This window comes from Desulfovibrio sp. DV, from assembly GCF_001936595.1.
GTDB lineage: Bacteria > Desulfobacterota > Desulfovibrionia > Desulfovibrionales > Desulfovibrionaceae > Solidesulfovibrio.
This window is the reverse complement of the sequence record NZ_MLBG01000002.1, coordinates 91,553-109,177: the sequence shown is the minus strand read 5'-3', so window position 1 is coordinate 109,177 and position 17,625 is coordinate 91,553. Positions and strand designations below refer to the sequence as shown.

Here is a 17,625-nt window from a genome sequence, read left to right as displayed (position 1 = left end):
CAAGGTATTTAATCGCTCCCATGACCACCCACGACACGCCCCCTGTCCCACCCCGGCCGGCCCATCCCTGGGTCGACCGCTACCTGGAACATCTGGTGGTGTCCAAGGGACTGTCCGAACATTCCATACTCGCCTATTCAACCGACATTACAGGTTTTTTAACTTTTTTAAACGACCACGCCGGAACGCTGGAGGGCACCAGCGACGAGACCGTGCTGCTCTATCTCATGCATCTGCGGTCCCGGGGGCTGGCCAGTCGTTCCCTGGCCCGGCATCTTTCGGCCCTGCGCGGCTTTTTCGCCTTTGCCGCAGACGAGTCCTGGCTGCCCGGCTCCCCGGCGGCGCTTATCGAGAATCCCAAGCTGCCGCGCCTGCTCCCTGACGTGCTGTCCCGCGAGGAAGTGGCGCGCCTGCTCGATGCACCGGACACGACCACACCCCTTGGCTACCGCGACCGGACCATGCTTGAGCTGCTCTATGCCGCCGGGCTTCGCGTCTCGGAGCTGGTTGGCCTGACCCTGGGCGATTTTGACGCCCAGGCCGGGTTGCTTCGAGTCTTCGGCAAGGGGGCCAAGGAACGCCTGACCCCCATCCACGCCCTGGCCATGGAGTTTCTTTCCACCTATATAGCCACGGTGCGCGGCGCGTTTTCCCCCAAGGACCAGCATGTATTCCTCAACCGCTCCGGCCGGGGCCTGACCCGGCAGGCGGTCTGGAAGGGCATCAAACGCTACGCCCTGGCCTCAAACGTCTCCACCCGCATTTCGCCCCACAGCCTGCGCCATTCCTTTGCCACCCATCTGCTTGACGGCGGGGCCGACCTGCGCACCGTGCAGATGCTCCTTGGCCATGCCGACATCAGCGCCACGGAAATCTATACCCATGTCCAGGCCGGCCGTCTGCTCGCCGTCCACCGCGCCCATCACCCCAGGTCCCGTGAACGGGACAAAGGTTAAAGCGATACTTTATCTATGAGTTCCCCGTCCAAACCCGACCTGCTCGTTGCGCCCACGATCATTACCGGCCACGCCAACGCCGATTTCGACTGTCTGGCCGCCATCATCGCCGCCGGCAAGCTCTACCCCGGCGCGACCCTGATTTTCCCGGGCAGCCAGGAAAAAAATCTCCGGCACTTTTTCATCCAAAGCGCCACCTACATGTTCAATTTCAAGAACTTCAAGGAAATCGATCCGGACAGTGTGCGCACGCTCGTCATGGTCGACACCCGCCAGCGTTCCCGGGTGCCCCATATCGAACCGGTCTTTGACACCCCGGGGCTTGTCATCCACTGCTACGACCACCATCCCGACACCGACGAGGACGTGGCCGCCGAAACCTCCGTGGTCAAGAACTGGGGCTCCACCACGGCCATCCTCATGGCCGAGATCATGGAGCGCGACCTGACGCTCACCCCGGATGAGGCCACCATCCTCGGCCTTGGCATGTATGAGGACACGGGCTCGTTCACCTTCGCCTCCACCACCGAGCACGATCTGGCTGCCGCCGCCTGGTTGCGGGCCCGGGGCATGGACGTCGGGGTCATTGCCGACCTCATGACCCGGGAATTGTCCTCGGAGCAGATCACCATCATGAGCCAGCTCATCGAGACGGCCCAGACCCACGACATAAACGGCGTGGAAGTGGTCATTGCCGAGGCCACGTCTGATCAGTACATCGGCGATTTCGCCCTGCTCGTGCACAAGTTCCTGGACATGGAAAACCTGCGCGTCCTTTTCGCCATCGGGCTTATGAACGACCGGGTGCATCTTGTCGCCCGCTCGCGCACCCCGGACGTGGACGTGGGCAAGATTTGCGCCTCGCTCGGCGGCGGCGGCCATCCCTACGCCGCCTCGGCCTCCATCAAGAATATGACCCTGACCCAGGTGCGCGAGGAACTCTTCGGCCTGCTCTATTCCCAGATCAATCCGCAGGTCCACGCCAGACAGCTCATGAGCAAGCCGGCCGTGTCCATCGAGGATACCGCCACCATGCGCCGGGCCGAGGAGATCATGACCCGCTACGGCCTAAAAGCCCTGCCCGTGGTAGCCAAGGGCAGCCGGCGCTGTGTCGGGGTCATCGAGCATGACATCATGGACAAGGCCATCAACCATGGCCTCGGCGAGGTGCCGGTCGGCGACTACATGATCCGCGACCCGGCCGTGATCACCCCGGACACCGATCTCTACGCCGTCATGGAGATCATCCTCGGCCGCCGCCAGCGCCTGGCCCCGGTGGTGGAAGACGGCAAGCTGACCGGCGTCGTCACCCGCACGGATCTGGTCAACACCCTGGTCAAGGAGCCGGCCCGCATCCCCGAGGCCCTGCTGCCCGAGCGCAAAAAAGAGCGCAATATCGGCGGTATTTTGCGCGAACGGCTGCCCAAAAAACTTCTGGAACTCCTCCAGAAGGCCGGTGCCCTGGGGCACGAGCGCGGCCAGGCCGTCTATGTCGTCGGCGGCTTTGTCCGGGACCTGCTGCTCAAGCTCCCCAATTTCGACGTGGATCTGGTGGTCGAGGGTGACGGCATCGCCTTTGCCGCCGAAATGGCCCGGGTCTACGGCGGCCGCTACAAGGCCCATCCCAAGTTCAAGACCGCTGTCATCATCCTGCCCGACGGCCAGCGCGTGGACGTGGCCACGGCCCGGCTCGAATACTACGAATACCCGGCCGCGTTGCCCACGGTCGAGCTTTCCTCGATCAAGATGGACCTCTACCGCCGGGACTTCACGGTCAATGCCCTGGCCGTGCATCTGTCCCCGGACCGTTTTCGGCGATCTGGTGGATTTCTTCGGTGCCCAGCGCGACATCAAGGACCGGGTGCTGCGGGTGCTCCATTCCCTGAGCTTTGTCGAAGACCCGACCCGCATCGTGCGGGCCATCCGCTTCAGCGAGCGCTTCGGCTTCCGTATCGGCGGCCAGACCGACCGGCTGATCAAAAACGCCGTGCGCCACAGCTTCTTCCACAAGCTGTCCGGTTCCCGGGTCATGCATGAATTGCGGATTATTTTCGAAGAGAAGACCCCGCTGTCCTGCCTGCGCCGGATGCAGGACTACAAGCTCTTGGCCGCCGTCCATCCGCTGCTGGCGCTGACCCCGTCCAAGGAAGCCGTGCTCCTGGAAGTGGAAAACGTGGTCAACTGGTACCGCCTGCTTTATATCGAGCCCCAGCCGCAAGTCTGGCTGCTCTATTTCCTGGCCCTTTGCACCGGCCTTGACCCGGAACAGTTCGCCATTATTGCCCGGCGGCTCAACTTCTCCAAGCGCGTGGCCGGCGACATCGCAGCCCTGCGCCAGCAGATTCGCGACACGGCCCAGGGTATTTTCAACTGGGAATACCACAAGGGGCCGTTGTCCGAGCTCTATTTCCTGCTCGAGCCGCTGCCCCTGGAGGGCGCGCTCTATCTCATGGCCCGAAATCCCCGGGAGCCGCTCCAGAAATATGTGTCCATGCACCTGACCACGCTGCGCCACAAGCGGGTGGAGGTGACGGGCAACGACCTCAAGAAGCTCGGCGTCGAAGCCGGCCCCCGCTATGCCGACATCCTGCACCGGGTGCTTGGGGCGGCCATTGACGGCCAGGCCGTGTGCCGGGCCGAGCAACTCGAACTGGCCAGGCGTCTGGCCCGGGGCGAACCGATCGCTCCCATCCTGGAGCGTCCTGCGGGCGGGGAGCGCTGTCAGTTGCCCGAGGAACCTGCGTCCTCCGGGAGTTGATCATGAAAGCAGCCTGAACAACGGTGGTTCCCGCCAAGCGCGTGCTTCGGCTGTCCCTGCCAACGGCCGACCGGATTGCCGCCCAGCGCCCAAACCCCCTAAAAACTTTTCCCGTTGGGGGGTCCGGGGGCCTCAGGCCCCGGCCGCCGGAGGCATCTTCTGTCTTCTCTTCTTGCACTTCCCCGGCCGGGACGTGTCTCGACATTTGCTGCGCTTGGGCCTAAATTGGGTCGCTTCACCCGTCACCTTCAATCAATGCCAAGTCCAAGGATACTCCCATGCCCTGCCCCCGTTTTACCGTCACGGGTCCTGGCGACTTCGGACCCCTTCGCTCCCTGCTCGCCACACGCGAGGAAGCTGCCGGCGACGCTGCCCAGAAAGTCGAGCGCATCCTGGCCGACGTGGCCGCCCGCGGTGATGACGCCCTGGTGGACCTGACCCGCGATTTCGACTGCAAAGGCTTTGCCACCGACTGCCTGCGCGTGGCCGAGGCCGACATCCTGGCCGGCCGCGAGGCCATCCCGGCCGCAGATCTGGCCATTATCGAGGAAGCCGCCGCCAATATCCGGTCCTTCCACGAACGCCAGAAGGAACAATCCTGGTGGGTGCCCTCTGCCGACGGCACCATGCTCGGCCAGATCGTCACCCCGGTGGATGCGGCCGGCTGCTACGTCCCGGGCGGGCGCGGCGGCGAAACCCCGCTTATTTCCAGCCTGCTCATGAATACCATCCCGGCCCGGGTGGCCGGCGTGCCGCGCATTGTGGTCGTCTCCCCGCCCCGGGCCGACGGCACGCTCAATCCGTACATCCTGGCCGCGGCCGCTGTGTGCGGCGTCACCGAAGTCTACAGGGTGGGCAGCGCCTGGGCCATTGCCGCCCTGGCCTACGGCACGGCCTCCATCGCTCCGGTGGACGTGGTGGTCGGGCCGGGCAACATCTACGTCACCACGGCCAAGCGGCTGTTGATCGGCCGCATCGGCATCGATATGATTGCCGGGCCAAGTGAAATCGCCATCCTGGCCGATGCCACGGCCAACCCGGACTGGCTGGCTGCCGACATGCTCTCCCAGGCCGAGCACGACCCCATGGCTGCGGCCGTGTGCCTGAGCGACGATACGGCCCTGCTCGACGCCGTGTGCGCGGCCCTTTCCCGCCAGTTGGCCGATCTGCCGCGTAACGACATTGCCGCAGCCTCGCTTCGCCACTTCGGGGCGTTGGTGGCCGTGCCGGACATGACCGTCGGCATGGACTTGATCAACGCCATCGCGCCGGAACACTTCGAGCTGTGCGTGGCCGATCCCTGGGCGCATGTGGGCCAGATACGCCACGCCGGGGCGGTCTTTATGGGCCACCACTGCCCGGAACCGGTTGGAGATTACTTTGCCGGCCCCAACCATGTGCTGCCGACCATGGGCACGGCCCGGTTCTCCTCGGCCCTGTCGGTCGCGACCTTTACCAAGAAAACCAGCCTCATTGCCGCCGCGCCGGGCTATGTCGCCGCCCATGGCGCCAAGATCGCCCGGCTGGCCCGGCTTGAAAATCTCGAAGCCCACGCCCGCAGCGTGGAATGCCGCTTCAAAGCCTAAGCGAGGAAGTCATCATGCACGCCGTCATTGAAACCGACATCAAGGCCTATCCCCTGCTCTCGCGCGGCAAGGTCCGCGACATCTACGAGCTGTCCCCGGAAAGCCTTTTAATCGTCACCACCGACCGCATCTCGGCCTACGACGTCATCATGCCCGACCCCATCCCGCTTAAGGGCGTGATCCTCAACCAGATCACCCTTTTTTGGATGGAAATGTTCAAGGACCTGATCCCGAACCATTTGCTGGCCACGACCACGGCCGAATTTCCAGCCCCGCTTGCCCCCTATGCCGACGATCTGGCCGGGCGGGCGGTTGTGGCCAAAAAGGCCAAGCCGCTGCCCATCGAGTGCATCGTGCGCGGCTTTATCACCGGCTCGGGGCTTAAGGACTATCAGGCCACCGGCACCGTCTGCGGCCACGCCCTGCCGGCCGGGCTGGTGGAATCACAGATCCTGCCCGAACCCATTTTCACGCCGTCGACCAAAGCCGAACTCGGGTCCCATGACGAGAACATCACCCGGGACGCGGCCAGGAAGCTCCTGGGAACCGCTCTTTTCGACAAGGTTGAAGCAGTCAGTCTGGCCATGTACGCCAAGGCCCGGGACTTTGCCCGGGAGCGCGGCATCATCATCGCCGACACCAAGTTTGAATTCGGCCTGCTCGGCGACGAGCTGATTCTGATCGACGAGGTCCTTACCCCGGACTCCTCGCGCTTCTGGCCGGCCGAGGGCTACGTGGCCGGCAAGTCCCAGCCGAGCTACGACAAGCAGTATCTGCGCGACTGGCTGACCTCTGTCGGTTTTTCCAAGCAGCCGCCGGCGCCGCGCCTGCCTGAGGACGTCATGACCCGGACCCAGGAAAAGTATCTGACGGCCTACGAAGTGCTGACCGGAAAAAAATTGGCCTAGGCAGCATTTTTCACTTGCCAAGGTCAAGGGTCTTGGCTAGATAGCAGTGCTTCGCGGAGAGGTGTCCGAGCGGCCGAAGGAGTACGATTGGAAATCGTATGTACCTTAACGGGTACCGAGGGTTCAAATCCCTCCCTCTCCGCCACGATTTTTGGGGAAGTCGGATGGCGGTTTCGCCGCCAACCCCGTCAGGTCCGAAAGGAAGCAGCGGTAACGGTTGGAGCCGGGTGTCCGGCTTCCCTTGAAAGCGCGAGGCAACTCGCGCTTTTTTATTTTTCCTGCCCGTATGCGGCCTTTGGCGGCATTTCCTTGGATTTGCAAAAGGCAAGGCACTGCATTAAGCAACCCTTCGCAACACTGAAATAGTCTTGCGAAGGCACGCTCACCCTTCCAAAAAAGCCAATTCCTCTTCAGCCCAGGCCACGGCCGGACCAGTGATATGGCCGGCGGCCAGACCGTGGCCGAGCAGTTCCGTCAGCGTCAGCAGCCCGGCCACAGGCAGGGTAAATGCCGCCCGCATTCCGGTTGGCCGCTTGTCCACGAAGACATACAGCGAGACCTCGCCCAGGCCCTGGCCGGCAAAGGCCCGGGCCGCAGCCAGGGCCGTGCCGCCGGAAGTGAGCACGTCGTCGAGCAACACGACCGGCAGCCCGGCCTCGCCGCCAAACACCTGCCCGGCCAGCCCTTTCTCTGCTGTGTCCGGTCTGAAAAGGGCCAGCGGCAGGCCGAAGCGGGCCGCAAAGGCCCCGCAAAGGACCGGCGAGAGCAGGCTCGACACACTGCCAAGGGCCAGTCGCCGCTCTCCAAGCCACGTCCCGAACACATCGCCAAGCCCCTTCAGATTGCCAGGATTGCACACGAAATGGCGCAGTGAGACATAGACATGGCTCACCCGCCCGGATTTGAGCGTGATGGGTTCGGCCGAGACGGTGACCGCCCCGGCCTGCCAGAGACGTTCGGCCAGCGCCGGCCCGGCCGGGGTCACTGAGCCTCCTGCCGATGGCTGTCGTACAGGGCCAGATACTCCCGCAACATCTCCGGGATGGGCAGATTGTAGGGACAGCGCGTGGCGCATTCGCCGCAGTCCACGCACTCGCGCACCGTCTCCATGGTCGCGCCGGCAAAATTCACGGCCTTGGCCGGAGACATCCGCTTGGCCACCACCCGGTACATCATGGCGTAGGTGATGCGCACGCCCTGGGGACAGGGCTGGCAGTATTCACAACGCCGGCAAAACCGCGATCCCAACTCCTGGCGATAGCCCTCGGCTTTGGCCGCATCCGCTTCGGTCCAGACCGAGTCGCCGGAAAAGACGTCCACAGCCTGATCCACCTGTTCCGCCGTGTCGCAACCAGCCAGCACGAGCAGGTCGGGGTGGCGGCGCAAAAAGCGCAGGGCCAGATCGCCGTCGTCGAGCATCCCGCCGGCAAAGGGCTTCATGACCAGGATGCCCATGTCCCTGGCCAGGGCCTCGGGAAACAGTTCCGCCGCCGCTTCGGTCTCAACGATGTTGTAGGGAAACTGGATGGTGGCGAAAAGACCCGTGGCCACGAGTTTGCGGGCCATTTCCAGGCTGTGGGAGGTGATGCCGATATGGCGGATCTTCCCCTGTTCCCGGGCCTTGACCAGGGCATCCATGGCTCCGCCAGGGCCCATCAAGGTGGCAAATTCCTCGGGGTTGGAGACCTGATGCGGCTGGTACAGGTCGATGTAGTCGGTTTTGAGGCGCGTAAGGCTCAGTTCCAACTCTTCAAGGGCTTCCTTGGCCCCGCGCATCCCGGTCTTGGTGGCAATGACCACCTTGTCGCGGATGCCGGCAAAGGCCTGCCCCATCTTCTCTTCGCTGTCCATGTACCGATTGGCGGTATCGAAAAAGGTGATGCCCCGCTCCACGGCATGGCGCAGCAAGGCGGCTGCCTCGTCGCGCCCCAGCCGGATGATGGGGATGCCGCCAAAGCCGACGGCCGAGGTGGCAAGGCCGGTGTTTCCCAGGGTCCGCGTCTGCATTGTCCGTCTCCTTTGCCGCGTGGAAGCGGCTGTGCGTGCCAGCCGTTGTCTGGCCGCACTATGGCGTGGTTGTCAACAGGGCGTCAGGCCGGGCGCTCCTGCCCCGGCTCTCGGTCCAGGATGGTGGAAAGCGCCACCCCGGCCACGCACAAGCCGCCGGCCAGGGCAATGGTGGTCGGCGCGTCCAAAAGACTGGCAGCGGCCCCGGCCAGCAGCGAACCGAAGGGGGCCATGCCGACCAGGGTGACGGAATACAGGGACATGATGCGGCCCCGCATGGCGTCGGGGCTTCGCAGTTGCAGCATCGTGTTGGAGGCGGCGAAGAAAAAGATCAGGCAGAACCCCATGATCATTGACAGGCACACCGAGAGCCAGAACGTCTGCGAAAAGGCGAAAGCCACCATGACCAGTCCCACGCCCAGGCCGGAAACGATCCGCCACCGCGAAAGCCCCCGGCTTTTCTGGCGAAGGGCCAGCAGCAAGGCGGCCGCCACGCTGCCAACCCCGGTTGCAGCCATAAGAAACCCGAGAGCCTGAGCCCCATGGCCGAGCACCGTATTAACGACCACAGGCAACAACACCATGTAGGACGAGGCGAAAAGGCTCGTGATGATAAGGCTGCCCAGGATCGAACGCACGCTGCGGTCGCCCCAGGCATAGGCCAGCCCCTGGCGGACATGGCCCGAGACCGAGCCGGACCCGCAGGATGGTTGGGAGGGGGGCAGGCGCATGGCGGCCAGGGCGGCGATGACGGCCAGATAACTGAGGCCGTTGACCAGAAAGCACCAGCCCTCGCCAATGGCGGCTACCAGCACTCCGGCCAGGGCCGGGCCGACGACCCGGGCGCTGTTGAACATGGAGGAATTCAGCGCAATGGCGTTGTGCAGATCCTCGCGTCCCACCATATCCACCACAAAGGCCTGGCGGGTGGGCATGTCCACGGCATTGACCAGCCCCAGAAACGTGGCCAGCGAGACAACCAGCCAGACGTTGGCGGTTCCGGACAGGGTCAGGGCGGCCAGGGCCAGGGCTTGCAGCATGGCCGCAGCCTGGGCTGCAATGAGAATGGCCCGTTTGTTGCCGCGATCGGCCAGACAGCCGCCGAAAAGACCGAACAGGAAGACCGGAATATGGCTGGCAAAGCCCACCAGCCCCAGAGCCATGCTCGATCCGGTCAGGCGGTAGACCAGCCAGGACACGGCCACCGACTGCATCCAGGTGCCGGTGAGCGAGATAAACTGGCCGGCAAAAAACAGCCGGAAGTTGCGGTGGCGAAAAGACCGTAAAAGCAGACTGCCGGTCGGGTTCGGGGAGATGGCCATGGCTCGTAAAACCTGCGGCAGCCAGGGGGCTGCCGCGGCGGTATGGTTGGTCGGGGATAGTTAGCCGTTTGCCACGTCGGTGTCCGGGGCAAGGGCAAAGAGGGAATGCAGCAGTTTCATGCCGGTCGTGATGCGTTCGACATCCTGCGGCTCAAGCTTGGCCAATTTGGCGACAAAGGAGGCTTTGACCGCTTCCCGGGCCTTGGCCAATATGGCCAGCCCGGACTCGGTGAGCCCCAGGCGCACCCGCCGCCGATCCTGGGCGTCCGGGGTGCGCTCGATAAAGCCGCGAAAGGTCAGGGTATCGACCAGTTTGGACATGGAGGGCAGGGAAACGCCGATGTACTCTGCCAGATCCGTCAGATTGGAGCCGGGATTGTGCCGCAAAAAGGCCAGACTACGCAGTTCCGGCACCCGCAGATCGGGCGCACTCTGGCTGCGCATGGTACGTCGTAAATCCTGCATGACCAGCGGCATGACGTCGAGCAATTCGCGGGCGCAGATGTCTAGGGAGTCGGCCATGGCAGTACCCTTACCGCTAATAGTTAGTTTTCGAAACAGTAGGGCTGGAAAAGCGTCGCGTCAAGGGCATGGCTGCATTACCCAAGCAAGTCGTCATCCATATGCGCCGCCGGCGTCAGGCCAAGGGAGCGGCAGACAGTAGCCGCCAGCCGGGTCTGGGCCACCCCGTCGGATGCGGCCAGGGGCAGGTTTGCAAACAACGAACCCGGCACAAACGAGGCGTCCACGCAGTGATCGCCCGACCATTTCTGGCGATTGTCCGTAAAAATCTCGCCCCCTGTGCCGCCAATGGCCGATGTCCAGGCCACGCGGTAGGGCGGGCGGCAGCCGACGACCAACTCCGGAGCCTGCCCGGCCAGGGGCCCATGGTAGAGGCCGGCCTTGCGATGGACGGCGGCCACCGGGGAGTTCCCGCCATCGCTGAGCGCTTCCAGGCGGCTGGCGATCTCCCCGGCCAGGGCGTCGGCCCTCTCCGGCGGCACCACGCCCTGCCGGTCCCGGCCGGCGATATTGAGGCAGATCGAACCAAAGCCCAGGGCAAAGGCCCGGGTGCCTGTCCAGTCCACATGGCGAAAGAGTTCGCCGCTGTCAGCCGGATCGTGGGGTGAGAGCTTCATGTAGCCTTCGCTGACCAGCCAGGCATTGAGATTCAAGGACCGGGTGTAGGAACAAAAACCATGGTCCGAGCAGACAAAAAGGGCTGTATCGTCGCCGGCTGCGGCCATGGTCCGGCCGACCACCGCGTCCATGCGGACCATGTGGTCGTCGATAACCGGCCCCAGGCGGGCGGCCTCGACCGGGTCATAGAGCGGGTGGCCGGGATCGGCCAGCCGCCAGAAACAGTGCTGGATGCGGTCGGAGGTGTCGAAAACCACAGACAACAGCCCTTCCCGGAACCGGCCCAGTTCAAAATCCAGCATGGCCTCGCGCTCACGCGTCACATCCTCGCACATGGCCAAAAAGGCCTCATCGGTCATGACCCCATCGGTGAGCCCCTTGGTTTCCTCGGGCATCCCGAGCGTGGAAAACGGCCCGCCCAGGGCGGCAGCCAGTTCGGCCGCATACCCGGCCGGCGCGGCAATGGGCAGGTTGGGCGCGCCGGGATCGACCTGGACCGGGCCGAGGTAGAGTTCAAGCGGCCTGAGCCTTCCCAGCCACAGCCGGGTGAGCCCGCGCACCCGGCGGCCCTCCCCGGCGTCGAAATCGAGCGTCAGATACGGCGACCAGCTTCCCGGTTCAAGGCTGCCGGACTGGCCGCACACAGCATAGGCCAGCCGGCCCTCGTCCACGAATAATTCCAAGGGCACGACGGCCGGCGTCTTCTGGCCGGCCACCACAGCCAGGGGGCCTTCCACGGTCACCACGGCCCGACCGTCGGCCAAGCGCACCGGCACGAACTTGCCGCGCCCCCCCCGGCAGCCCCGGCCTCCTCGGCATAGTGCACGTAATTGCCCAGGCGTCCCTTGACGTCGGGCGCGCCAAGGCCGGCCAGGGTCGTCACCCCGGCAAAGGCCGGCGGATAGGTGACCGGCCAGCGGACGGCGGTCACCGGCAGTCCGGCCTTGGCAACGACTTCAAAAAAGGTTTCGCAGGTATAGGCCGGCTGGGGCTGGCCGCCCGGACCGGGGCGGGTGAGCGACAATCGGGGCAGATAGGTTCCCGGAGCGCGCACGATAAAATCAAAAATGCCGTGCTGGCCGGGGTTGGCTCCGGTGGCCAGGCAGGTCCAGGCCACCGGGCTCTGGGCCGGGTTGGCCGTGGCCAGGGCGGCGAACCGGCCGGTTGCGGCCAGCCGGGCCAGATGGGGCAGCCGGCCGGCGGCCATGAGCCGGCGGCACAGCACCGGATCGAGTCCGTCGATGCCAAGGACAATGGCCTTGGCAAAAGTCTTGGGGCGATTCATGGGCGGGATTCCGTGCGTTGCAGTTTTGAGACGCGCTTCTCCCCCGCTCTAGCACGGATTCCCCCCCCTGCCCAGACAGACCTCAGGTGCGTCCGGCCAGAAACACCGCCGCCCGCATGGCTGCAGCCTGGGCTTCGGCCACGGACTCGTCCAAGGGCTTGGGACCAAGACACAGGCCGGCGGCAAACAGGCCGGGCCGGGGCAGATCGACCGGATACAGCACCGGATGGACCGGCGACAGAAATCCCAGTCCATCGGTCGGCAGGGCAAACAGGGCCGCCATTTCAGCCACGCCGGTGGGCACAAGCGGCACAGCCAGGACAACCCGGTCCGGACGAAGCCGCACCGCTCGCCCAAGGAGGCTGTCCTCGCCGGTCACCGCCAGATCAGTGCCCAAGCGCTCAACCCGAGGAGGACAAAGGGGATCATAGCGGAAAAAGAGCACGCCCAGGCGTCTGGCCTCGGTGTAGATGTCCTCGGCCTCGCCGTAGGCGGTGATGTCGCGGTAGAAAACAGCCACCTGGGCGTCGGGGCGGCTTTTCTTGACGTCCACGGCGGCGCACAGGGCCTGGGAGCAGCACACCCGGGCGCAGGCGGTGTAGCCGTGGCGTTGCCGCGACCCGACGCACTGGATGAAAACCACGGACTGCGGCGCGTCTTCGGGCGCAGGATGGGAGCGCCGCCAGTTCTCGAATTCAAGCTGGGTCATGACCCGGGGATCGCGTCCGAGAAGATACTCGTCGGGCCTGGCTTCGTTGCCGCCCAGAGCCAATACGGCCGCGCCAAAGGCCAGGTCGCAACGGCCTTGCGGCGTGTCGAGGCTCCCGGTCCAAAGGCCCGGTTGGCCGGACAGGCCAACCAGCCGCGTCCCGGTCAACACCGTGATGCTTGCGTGATCCAGGGCTGCCTGGGCCATGGCGGCAACGGCCTGCCGGGTTTCCTGGCCCTTCCAGACCGTCGGATGCTTGCGCGGATTGCCGCCCAGGCGGTCGGTGGCCTCGACCAGGGCCACGGGCAGGCCGCACCGGGCCAGACTCAGGGCGCAGGCCAGACCGGCTGTTCCGCCGCCAACAACCAAGGCAGTTTTCACCCCGGCCTGCCCCGTCTTGGGGCCAGCCGCAGCCAGGGCTTCCCGGGCGGCGGCCGATCCCTGGACAACAGCCAGGGAGGCCTCGGCCGGGCCGCGCAGCGTGCCGGCCGCAAACACGCCGGGCCGGCTGGTGGCCACCGGAGCAAACGGTTGCGTCGCCACAAAGCCATGCCGCCCCGTGGCCACTCCCGAGGCCTCAAGCATGGCCCGAGTTGCGGCGGAAAGCCCGACGCCAACAGCCAGGACGACCAGATCGACGGTCTCCCGGCATTCCAGGCCCTGCGTATCGACAAAACGGAAGCTGACCCCGCGACCGTCCGGACCCGATTCCAGGGTGTGGGGTCGGACGTAGCGCACGGCCAGCCCCTCGGATTCGGCCTGATTGAGCGCCTCCTGGGTGCCGGGCACATGGGTGCGCAGATCAATGGCGCAAATGGTGCGCCGGGCCTGGGGCATGGCCAGGGCCTGGCGCACGCTCACGGCGCAGCAGGCCGCACAGCAGACCGGACGTTCGACCGGCGCAAGCATTCGCGACCCCACGCACTGGATGAAGGCAACCGACAGCGGTCTCCCCCCGTCGGAGGGACGCACGATGCCGCCTGCCCCAGCCGCCATGGCTTCCACGTCAAGGCTCGTGACCACGTCGGGTATAAGGCCATGGCCCAGAAAATCGAGCCCGCCGGGATGAAACGGAACACTGCCCATGGCCAGGATGAGGCACGAGGCCGCGACCTCCTCCCTGCCCTGCTCCCCTGGCCGGCCAAGCACGGCGCGAAATTCCCCTGGCTGGCCGGCAAAGGACTCCAGGCGCTGGCCCAGCCGGACCGTGATGCCCGGATTCTCCAGCACGTCTGCGACCAGGGCGTCGAGCTCATCCCGGATGGGCCGGCCGGTCTGGGCCAGGGTGGCGACATGGGACAGGCTGCCGCCCAGGCGTGTGCCGGCCTCAACAAGAACGACGCTGCCGCCGGCCGCGGCCAGATCAAGGGCCGCCCGCAGGCCGGCCATGCCGCCGCCGGCCACAAGGATGGGGAGAGGCTGGCTGGCGTCCATCAAAAGCCTCCGTCCAGTTCGGCTTCAAAATGCTGGTTTTGCAACCGGCTGCGTTCCTTGGCCGCGGCAATTTCGGCCGGGGTCCAGGGAGTGGCGATCATGGTTTCGGCCACGAGCTGCCAGAGGTATTTGACCTCGTAGTTACAGCGGCCGGGAAAGAACCGGGGCAGGCGTTTTTGCAGCTGGTCGCGGCAGTTGGCGCAGCCGACCACCACCACATCGGCCCGGCAGGCTTCAAGCTGGGCCACTTTGAACCGGCCGTGGGCAGCCGATTCCTTTTCAAAGGGCATGGGCCAGTTGCCGCCGCCGGCCCCGCAGCAGTAGTTGTTGGCCCGGTCGGGAGCCATGGCCACGACATTGTCCGGTCCGACGCAGGCCGTGAGGATGGCGCGCGGCTCGTCGTAATAGCCTTTGCCGAAATGGCGTTCCAGTTCGCGGCCGTGTTTGCAGGCGTCGTGCCAGACGTAGGTGCGCCCGGCATTGCGGGCCGGATCGAGACGGATGCGGCCCGAATCGATCAGTCCCAGCAGATAGTCGTAGAAATACAGGGAATCGACCTGGCGCGAAGGGTCTTCCAGGGCGCAGGTTTTCAGGCCCATGCGGCAGCCGTAGGAACCGCCGCCGCAGTCGGGGATGAGCAGCCTGGCCGCCCCGAGGCTGCGCATGAGATCGAGCTTGCGCCGGGCCAGCACCAGGGAGACGTCGGGATTGCCGGTGAAAAGTCCCCAGTCCTCGGCCTCCCAGTTACGCGACGGCACGGTCCAGCGCTCCCGGGCATTGTAAAAGATGCGCCACCACCATTTGAGGTCATCGAAATCGCCGAACACTTCCTTGGAATTGAGAAACACGAGCAGATCGGCTCCGGGGCTGTCCACGGGCACGTAAAAGCCGGGACATTCCTCTTCGGCCAATTCGCCGCCGATGTCGCTTAAGGTATCGAGGAAGTCTTCCAGGGGGATCGCCAGGGTGTTGCCGGTCTCCAGCACCGAGGCCACGCCCTTCTCAAGCGTCCCCGGGACCTTGGACCGGGGAACCAGCCCGCGCAGCAGGCTGAAAACAGCCGTGAGGTCGATGCCCATGGGACAGACATGGGAACACCGGCCGCAGCTGGTGCAGACCCAGGGAAACGGCGAGGCCGCCACTTCCGCCTCGCGGCCCATGGCTATAAGCCGCACCGCCACCCGGGGGTCAAAGCCCTCCATGCCGGGCGTGCCGGGAATGGGACAGCCGCTGGCGCAGGCCCCGCAGCCGAGACACGACCGGACGTCGAGGGCCTGCAGCCGGTCTCTAGGCTCCGGCGAGGCGACGGCGAGTTCCAAAGGCTCCATGGCAGACGGTCTCCTTGGGCGTTGCGGGCCGGGACGGCAAAAAGAGTGACACCAGGACCGGGTCGGCCGATGTCTGCTGCCACCAATGGTTTCGTGAGGAAAGCAGTGTCGGAACGTCTCTTTCCAGGTCTTGACATCCGCCGATACGGATTCTTAACATACGGGAAACTAAATTAAAATTGCCAATTGACAGCCCCTTTGGCTGGACAAGGGCAATCGGATTGAATTTACGGAAGAAAATGGGGGAAATAAAAATACGCGCCTGCGCCGGCCGGCAGAGTGCTCCCGGCAGACACGCCCGTTGGCCACTTCGTGACCGGTTGCGTCCGGCCGAGACGGCGACAAAAAAGGCGCACCGGGTATCCCGATGCGCCTTGGCATTTTTTCCGCAATGCTCCCCAACCGTCTACAACATAGTCTGGAGCAAGGCCATGGGCGTGGCCGAAGGCAGCTTGAGCCGCCGTTCGGGCAAGGCTTTTTCGGCCACAAGGGTCAGCCACTGGCGGGTGGTGGAAAACCGCTCAAAGGTGAGCCAGCCGCGTCCGGTCTCGTCGGTGACAAGCTTGTAGCCGGTCAACTCCACCCCAATGGTCTCGCGCTCGCCCACAGGGAGCACTTCCATTGTGAGCGTCCGGGCGCTGCTGTCGATACAAAGGGCCACCACTTCGCCGTATTCGCGCAGAAACGGCTTGGCAGCGGACAAGAGCAGCTTGGACAGCGACTTGTCTTTGGCCGACGCCAGGGTATTGTTGATGTCAAAAGCCATGGGCGATCTACCAGGAAAGGGCCACCGACACATCGTCGAGGCACGTCTTCAGGCCCTCGCCGCACGGCGGGATAATGTACTGGCCGTCGAAACAGGCCAGACAGTACGGCGGCTCCTGGCCGCTTTTGCAATGCACGGCTTCAAGCAGGCCCTCGATGCTCAGGTAATGGAGCGAATCAAGGCCGATGAAGCGGGCGATATCGTCCACGGACTGGTGGGCGGCGATGAGTTCTCCCTTGGAGGAGAAATCAATGCCGTAAAAACACGGGAAGCGAATGGGCGGGCAGGAGACGCGCATGTGGATCTCGCGGGCGCCGAGTTCGCGCAGACGCTTGACCCGGGTGCGGATCGTGGTGCCGCGCACGATGGAATCCTCGACAATGAGGATGCGCTTGCCCTTGATCATGCTCTTGACCGGATTGAGCTTCACCCGCACGCTGAAATCGCGCATGTCCTGGGAGGGCTGGATGAAGGTGCGGCCCACGTAATGGTTGCGCACCATGCTCATTTCAAAGGGCAGGCCCGAGGCCTGGGAATAGCCGATGGCGGCATAGAACCCGGAGTCCGGGAACGGCATGACGTAGTCGGCGTCGACCGGCGCTTCCTGGGCCAGGATGGAGCCCATATGCTTGCGCCGTTCGTAGACCACCTCGCCAAAGACTTCCGAATCGGGCCGGGCAAAGTAAACCAGCTCGAAAATGCACTGGCGAACGGGCTGGGGATCGCAGATGCGATAGGACTGGAGCCGGCGGTCCTGGATGACGAGCATCTCGCCCGGGGCCACCGACCGGATGGCCTCGGCCTCCATGAGGTCAAAGGCGCAGGTCTCGGAGGCCAGCACGTAGGCGTCGCCCATGCGGCCGAGCATGAGCGGCCGGATGCCGTGGGGATCGCGCACGGCTATGATCTTGTCATTGGCCAGAAGCAGGATGGAGTACGCGCCCTTGACCTTGTTGCAGGCCATGATGACGGCTTCCTCCAGGGAATGGCCGTTTAAGTACTTGGCAATGAGGTGGACGAACACCTCGGAGTCGATGGTGGTCTGGAAGATGGAGCCGGAGGCTTCCAGTTCCTGACGCAGTTCCATGGTGTTGACCAGGTTGCCGTTATGGGCGATGGCCAAATGGTAGTCGCCAAAGCGCACCAGAAACGGCTGGCAGTTGCGCAAAAGCGAAGCGCCGGTGGTGGAATAGCGGATATGCCCCACCGCCACCGTGCCCTTGAGTTCCTTGCCCAGGTGGCGTTCGCTGAACACGTCGGCCACCAGCCCCATGCCGCGCTGTTCGCGGATACGGGTGCCGTCCCAGGTGACGATGCCGGCCGACTCCTGCCCGCGATGCTGCAGGGCATACAGTCCGAAGTAGGTCATCCGGGCCGCCTCGGGGTGGCCGTAGATGCCGAACAGTCCGCAGTATTCCTTTTTCAT

The 17,625-nt window shown here is 64.8% G+C and carries 13 protein-coding genes, 1 tRNA gene, 1 other RNA gene and 1 pseudogene; 6 read left to right on the top strand and 10 right to left on the bottom strand.

Annotated features, from left to right (window positions below; genetic code table 11):
• Positions 1–20 precede the first annotated feature (20 nt).
• The 6 genes and pseudogenes from xerD to ffs all read left to right on the top strand — a co-directional run bounded on the left by xerD (position 21) and on the right by ffs (position 6,455).
• Positions 21–956, top strand: a complete 936-nt coding sequence (xerD, locus tag DVDV_RS01190) for a site-specific tyrosine recombinase XerD (RefSeq protein WP_075352904.1) — start codon at positions 21–23, stop codon at positions 954–956.
• A 15-nt stretch (positions 957–971) separates the two neighbouring features.
• Positions 972–3,714 (top strand): annotated as a pseudogene (locus tag DVDV_RS01185) (CBS domain-containing protein).
• 278 nt (positions 3,715–3,992) lie between these two features.
• Entirely contained in the window at positions 3,993–5,300 is a 1,308-nt protein-coding gene (gene hisD / locus DVDV_RS01180) for a histidinol dehydrogenase (protein WP_075352903.1), read from the top strand.
• Between the two features lie 14 nt (positions 5,301–5,314).
• Complete coding sequence (locus DVDV_RS01175; RefSeq protein WP_075352902.1) at positions 5,315–6,208, top strand: phosphoribosylaminoimidazolesuccinocarboxamide synthase; 894 nt, start codon at positions 5,315–5,317, stop codon at positions 6,206–6,208.
• A gap of 55 nt (positions 6,209–6,263) precedes the next feature.
• Positions 6,264–6,353 (top strand) — tRNA-Ser (locus DVDV_RS01170).
• Positions 6,354–6,359: 6 nt separating this feature from the next.
• An RNA gene (ffs, locus tag DVDV_RS01165) (signal recognition particle sRNA small type) lies at positions 6,360–6,455 on the top strand.
• 135 nt (positions 6,456–6,590) lie between these two features.
• Here the strand turns inward: ffs and DVDV_RS01160 are convergent.
• The 10 genes from DVDV_RS01160 to purF form a co-directional block, all read right to left on the bottom strand.
• Positions 6,591–7,193, bottom strand: coding sequence for a phosphoribosyltransferase family protein (locus DVDV_RS01160; RefSeq protein ID WP_075352901.1), 603 nt, complete (start codon positions 7,191–7,193; stop codon positions 6,591–6,593).
• On the bottom strand, positions 7,190–8,215 hold the full coding sequence (locus tag DVDV_RS01155) for an aldo/keto reductase (RefSeq protein WP_075352900.1): 1,026 nt from the start codon (positions 8,213–8,215) through the stop codon (positions 7,190–7,192). The genes DVDV_RS01160 and DVDV_RS01155 overlap by 4 nt, the downstream gene beginning before the upstream one ends.
• A gap of 83 nt (positions 8,216–8,298) precedes the next feature.
• On the bottom strand, positions 8,299–9,537 hold the full coding sequence (locus DVDV_RS01150) for an MFS transporter (protein ID WP_075352899.1): 1,239 nt from the start codon (positions 9,535–9,537) through the stop codon (positions 8,299–8,301).
• Between the two features lie 60 nt (positions 9,538–9,597).
• Entirely contained in the window at positions 9,598–10,059 is a 462-nt protein-coding gene (locus DVDV_RS01145) for a MarR family winged helix-turn-helix transcriptional regulator (protein ID WP_075352898.1), read from the bottom strand.
• 77 nt (positions 10,060–10,136) lie between these two features.
• The gene (locus DVDV_RS01140) at positions 10,137–11,453 is read right to left on the bottom strand and encodes an alkaline phosphatase family protein (RefSeq protein ID WP_254845181.1); all 1,317 of its coding nucleotides are present in this window, start codon (positions 11,451–11,453) and stop codon (positions 10,137–10,139) included.
• Positions 11,417–11,962, bottom strand: a complete 546-nt coding sequence (locus tag DVDV_RS23090) for an alkaline phosphatase family protein (RefSeq protein WP_254845180.1) — start codon at positions 11,960–11,962, stop codon at positions 11,417–11,419. The genes DVDV_RS01140 and DVDV_RS23090 overlap by 37 nt, the downstream gene beginning before the upstream one ends.
• Before the next feature lie 82 nt (positions 11,963–12,044).
• Complete coding sequence (locus DVDV_RS01135; RefSeq protein ID WP_075352897.1) at positions 12,045–14,105, bottom strand: FAD-dependent oxidoreductase; 2,061 nt, start codon at positions 14,103–14,105, stop codon at positions 12,045–12,047.
• Positions 14,105–15,433, bottom strand: a complete 1,329-nt coding sequence (locus DVDV_RS01130; protein ID WP_075352896.1) for a (Fe-S)-binding protein — start codon at positions 15,431–15,433, stop codon at positions 14,105–14,107. The genes DVDV_RS01135 and DVDV_RS01130 overlap by 1 nt, the downstream gene beginning before the upstream one ends.
• Positions 15,434–15,839: 406 nt before the next feature.
• Positions 15,840–16,199: a hypothetical protein gene (locus DVDV_RS01125; RefSeq protein WP_075352895.1), complete on the bottom strand. Its 360-nt coding sequence runs from the start codon at positions 16,197–16,199 to the stop codon at positions 15,840–15,842.
• 7 nt (positions 16,200–16,206) lie between these two features.
• Positions 16,207–17,625 (bottom strand): amidophosphoribosyltransferase, encoded by a 1,419-nt coding sequence (gene purF, locus DVDV_RS01120; RefSeq protein ID WP_075352894.1) that lies wholly within the window; start codon positions 17,623–17,625, stop codon positions 16,207–16,209.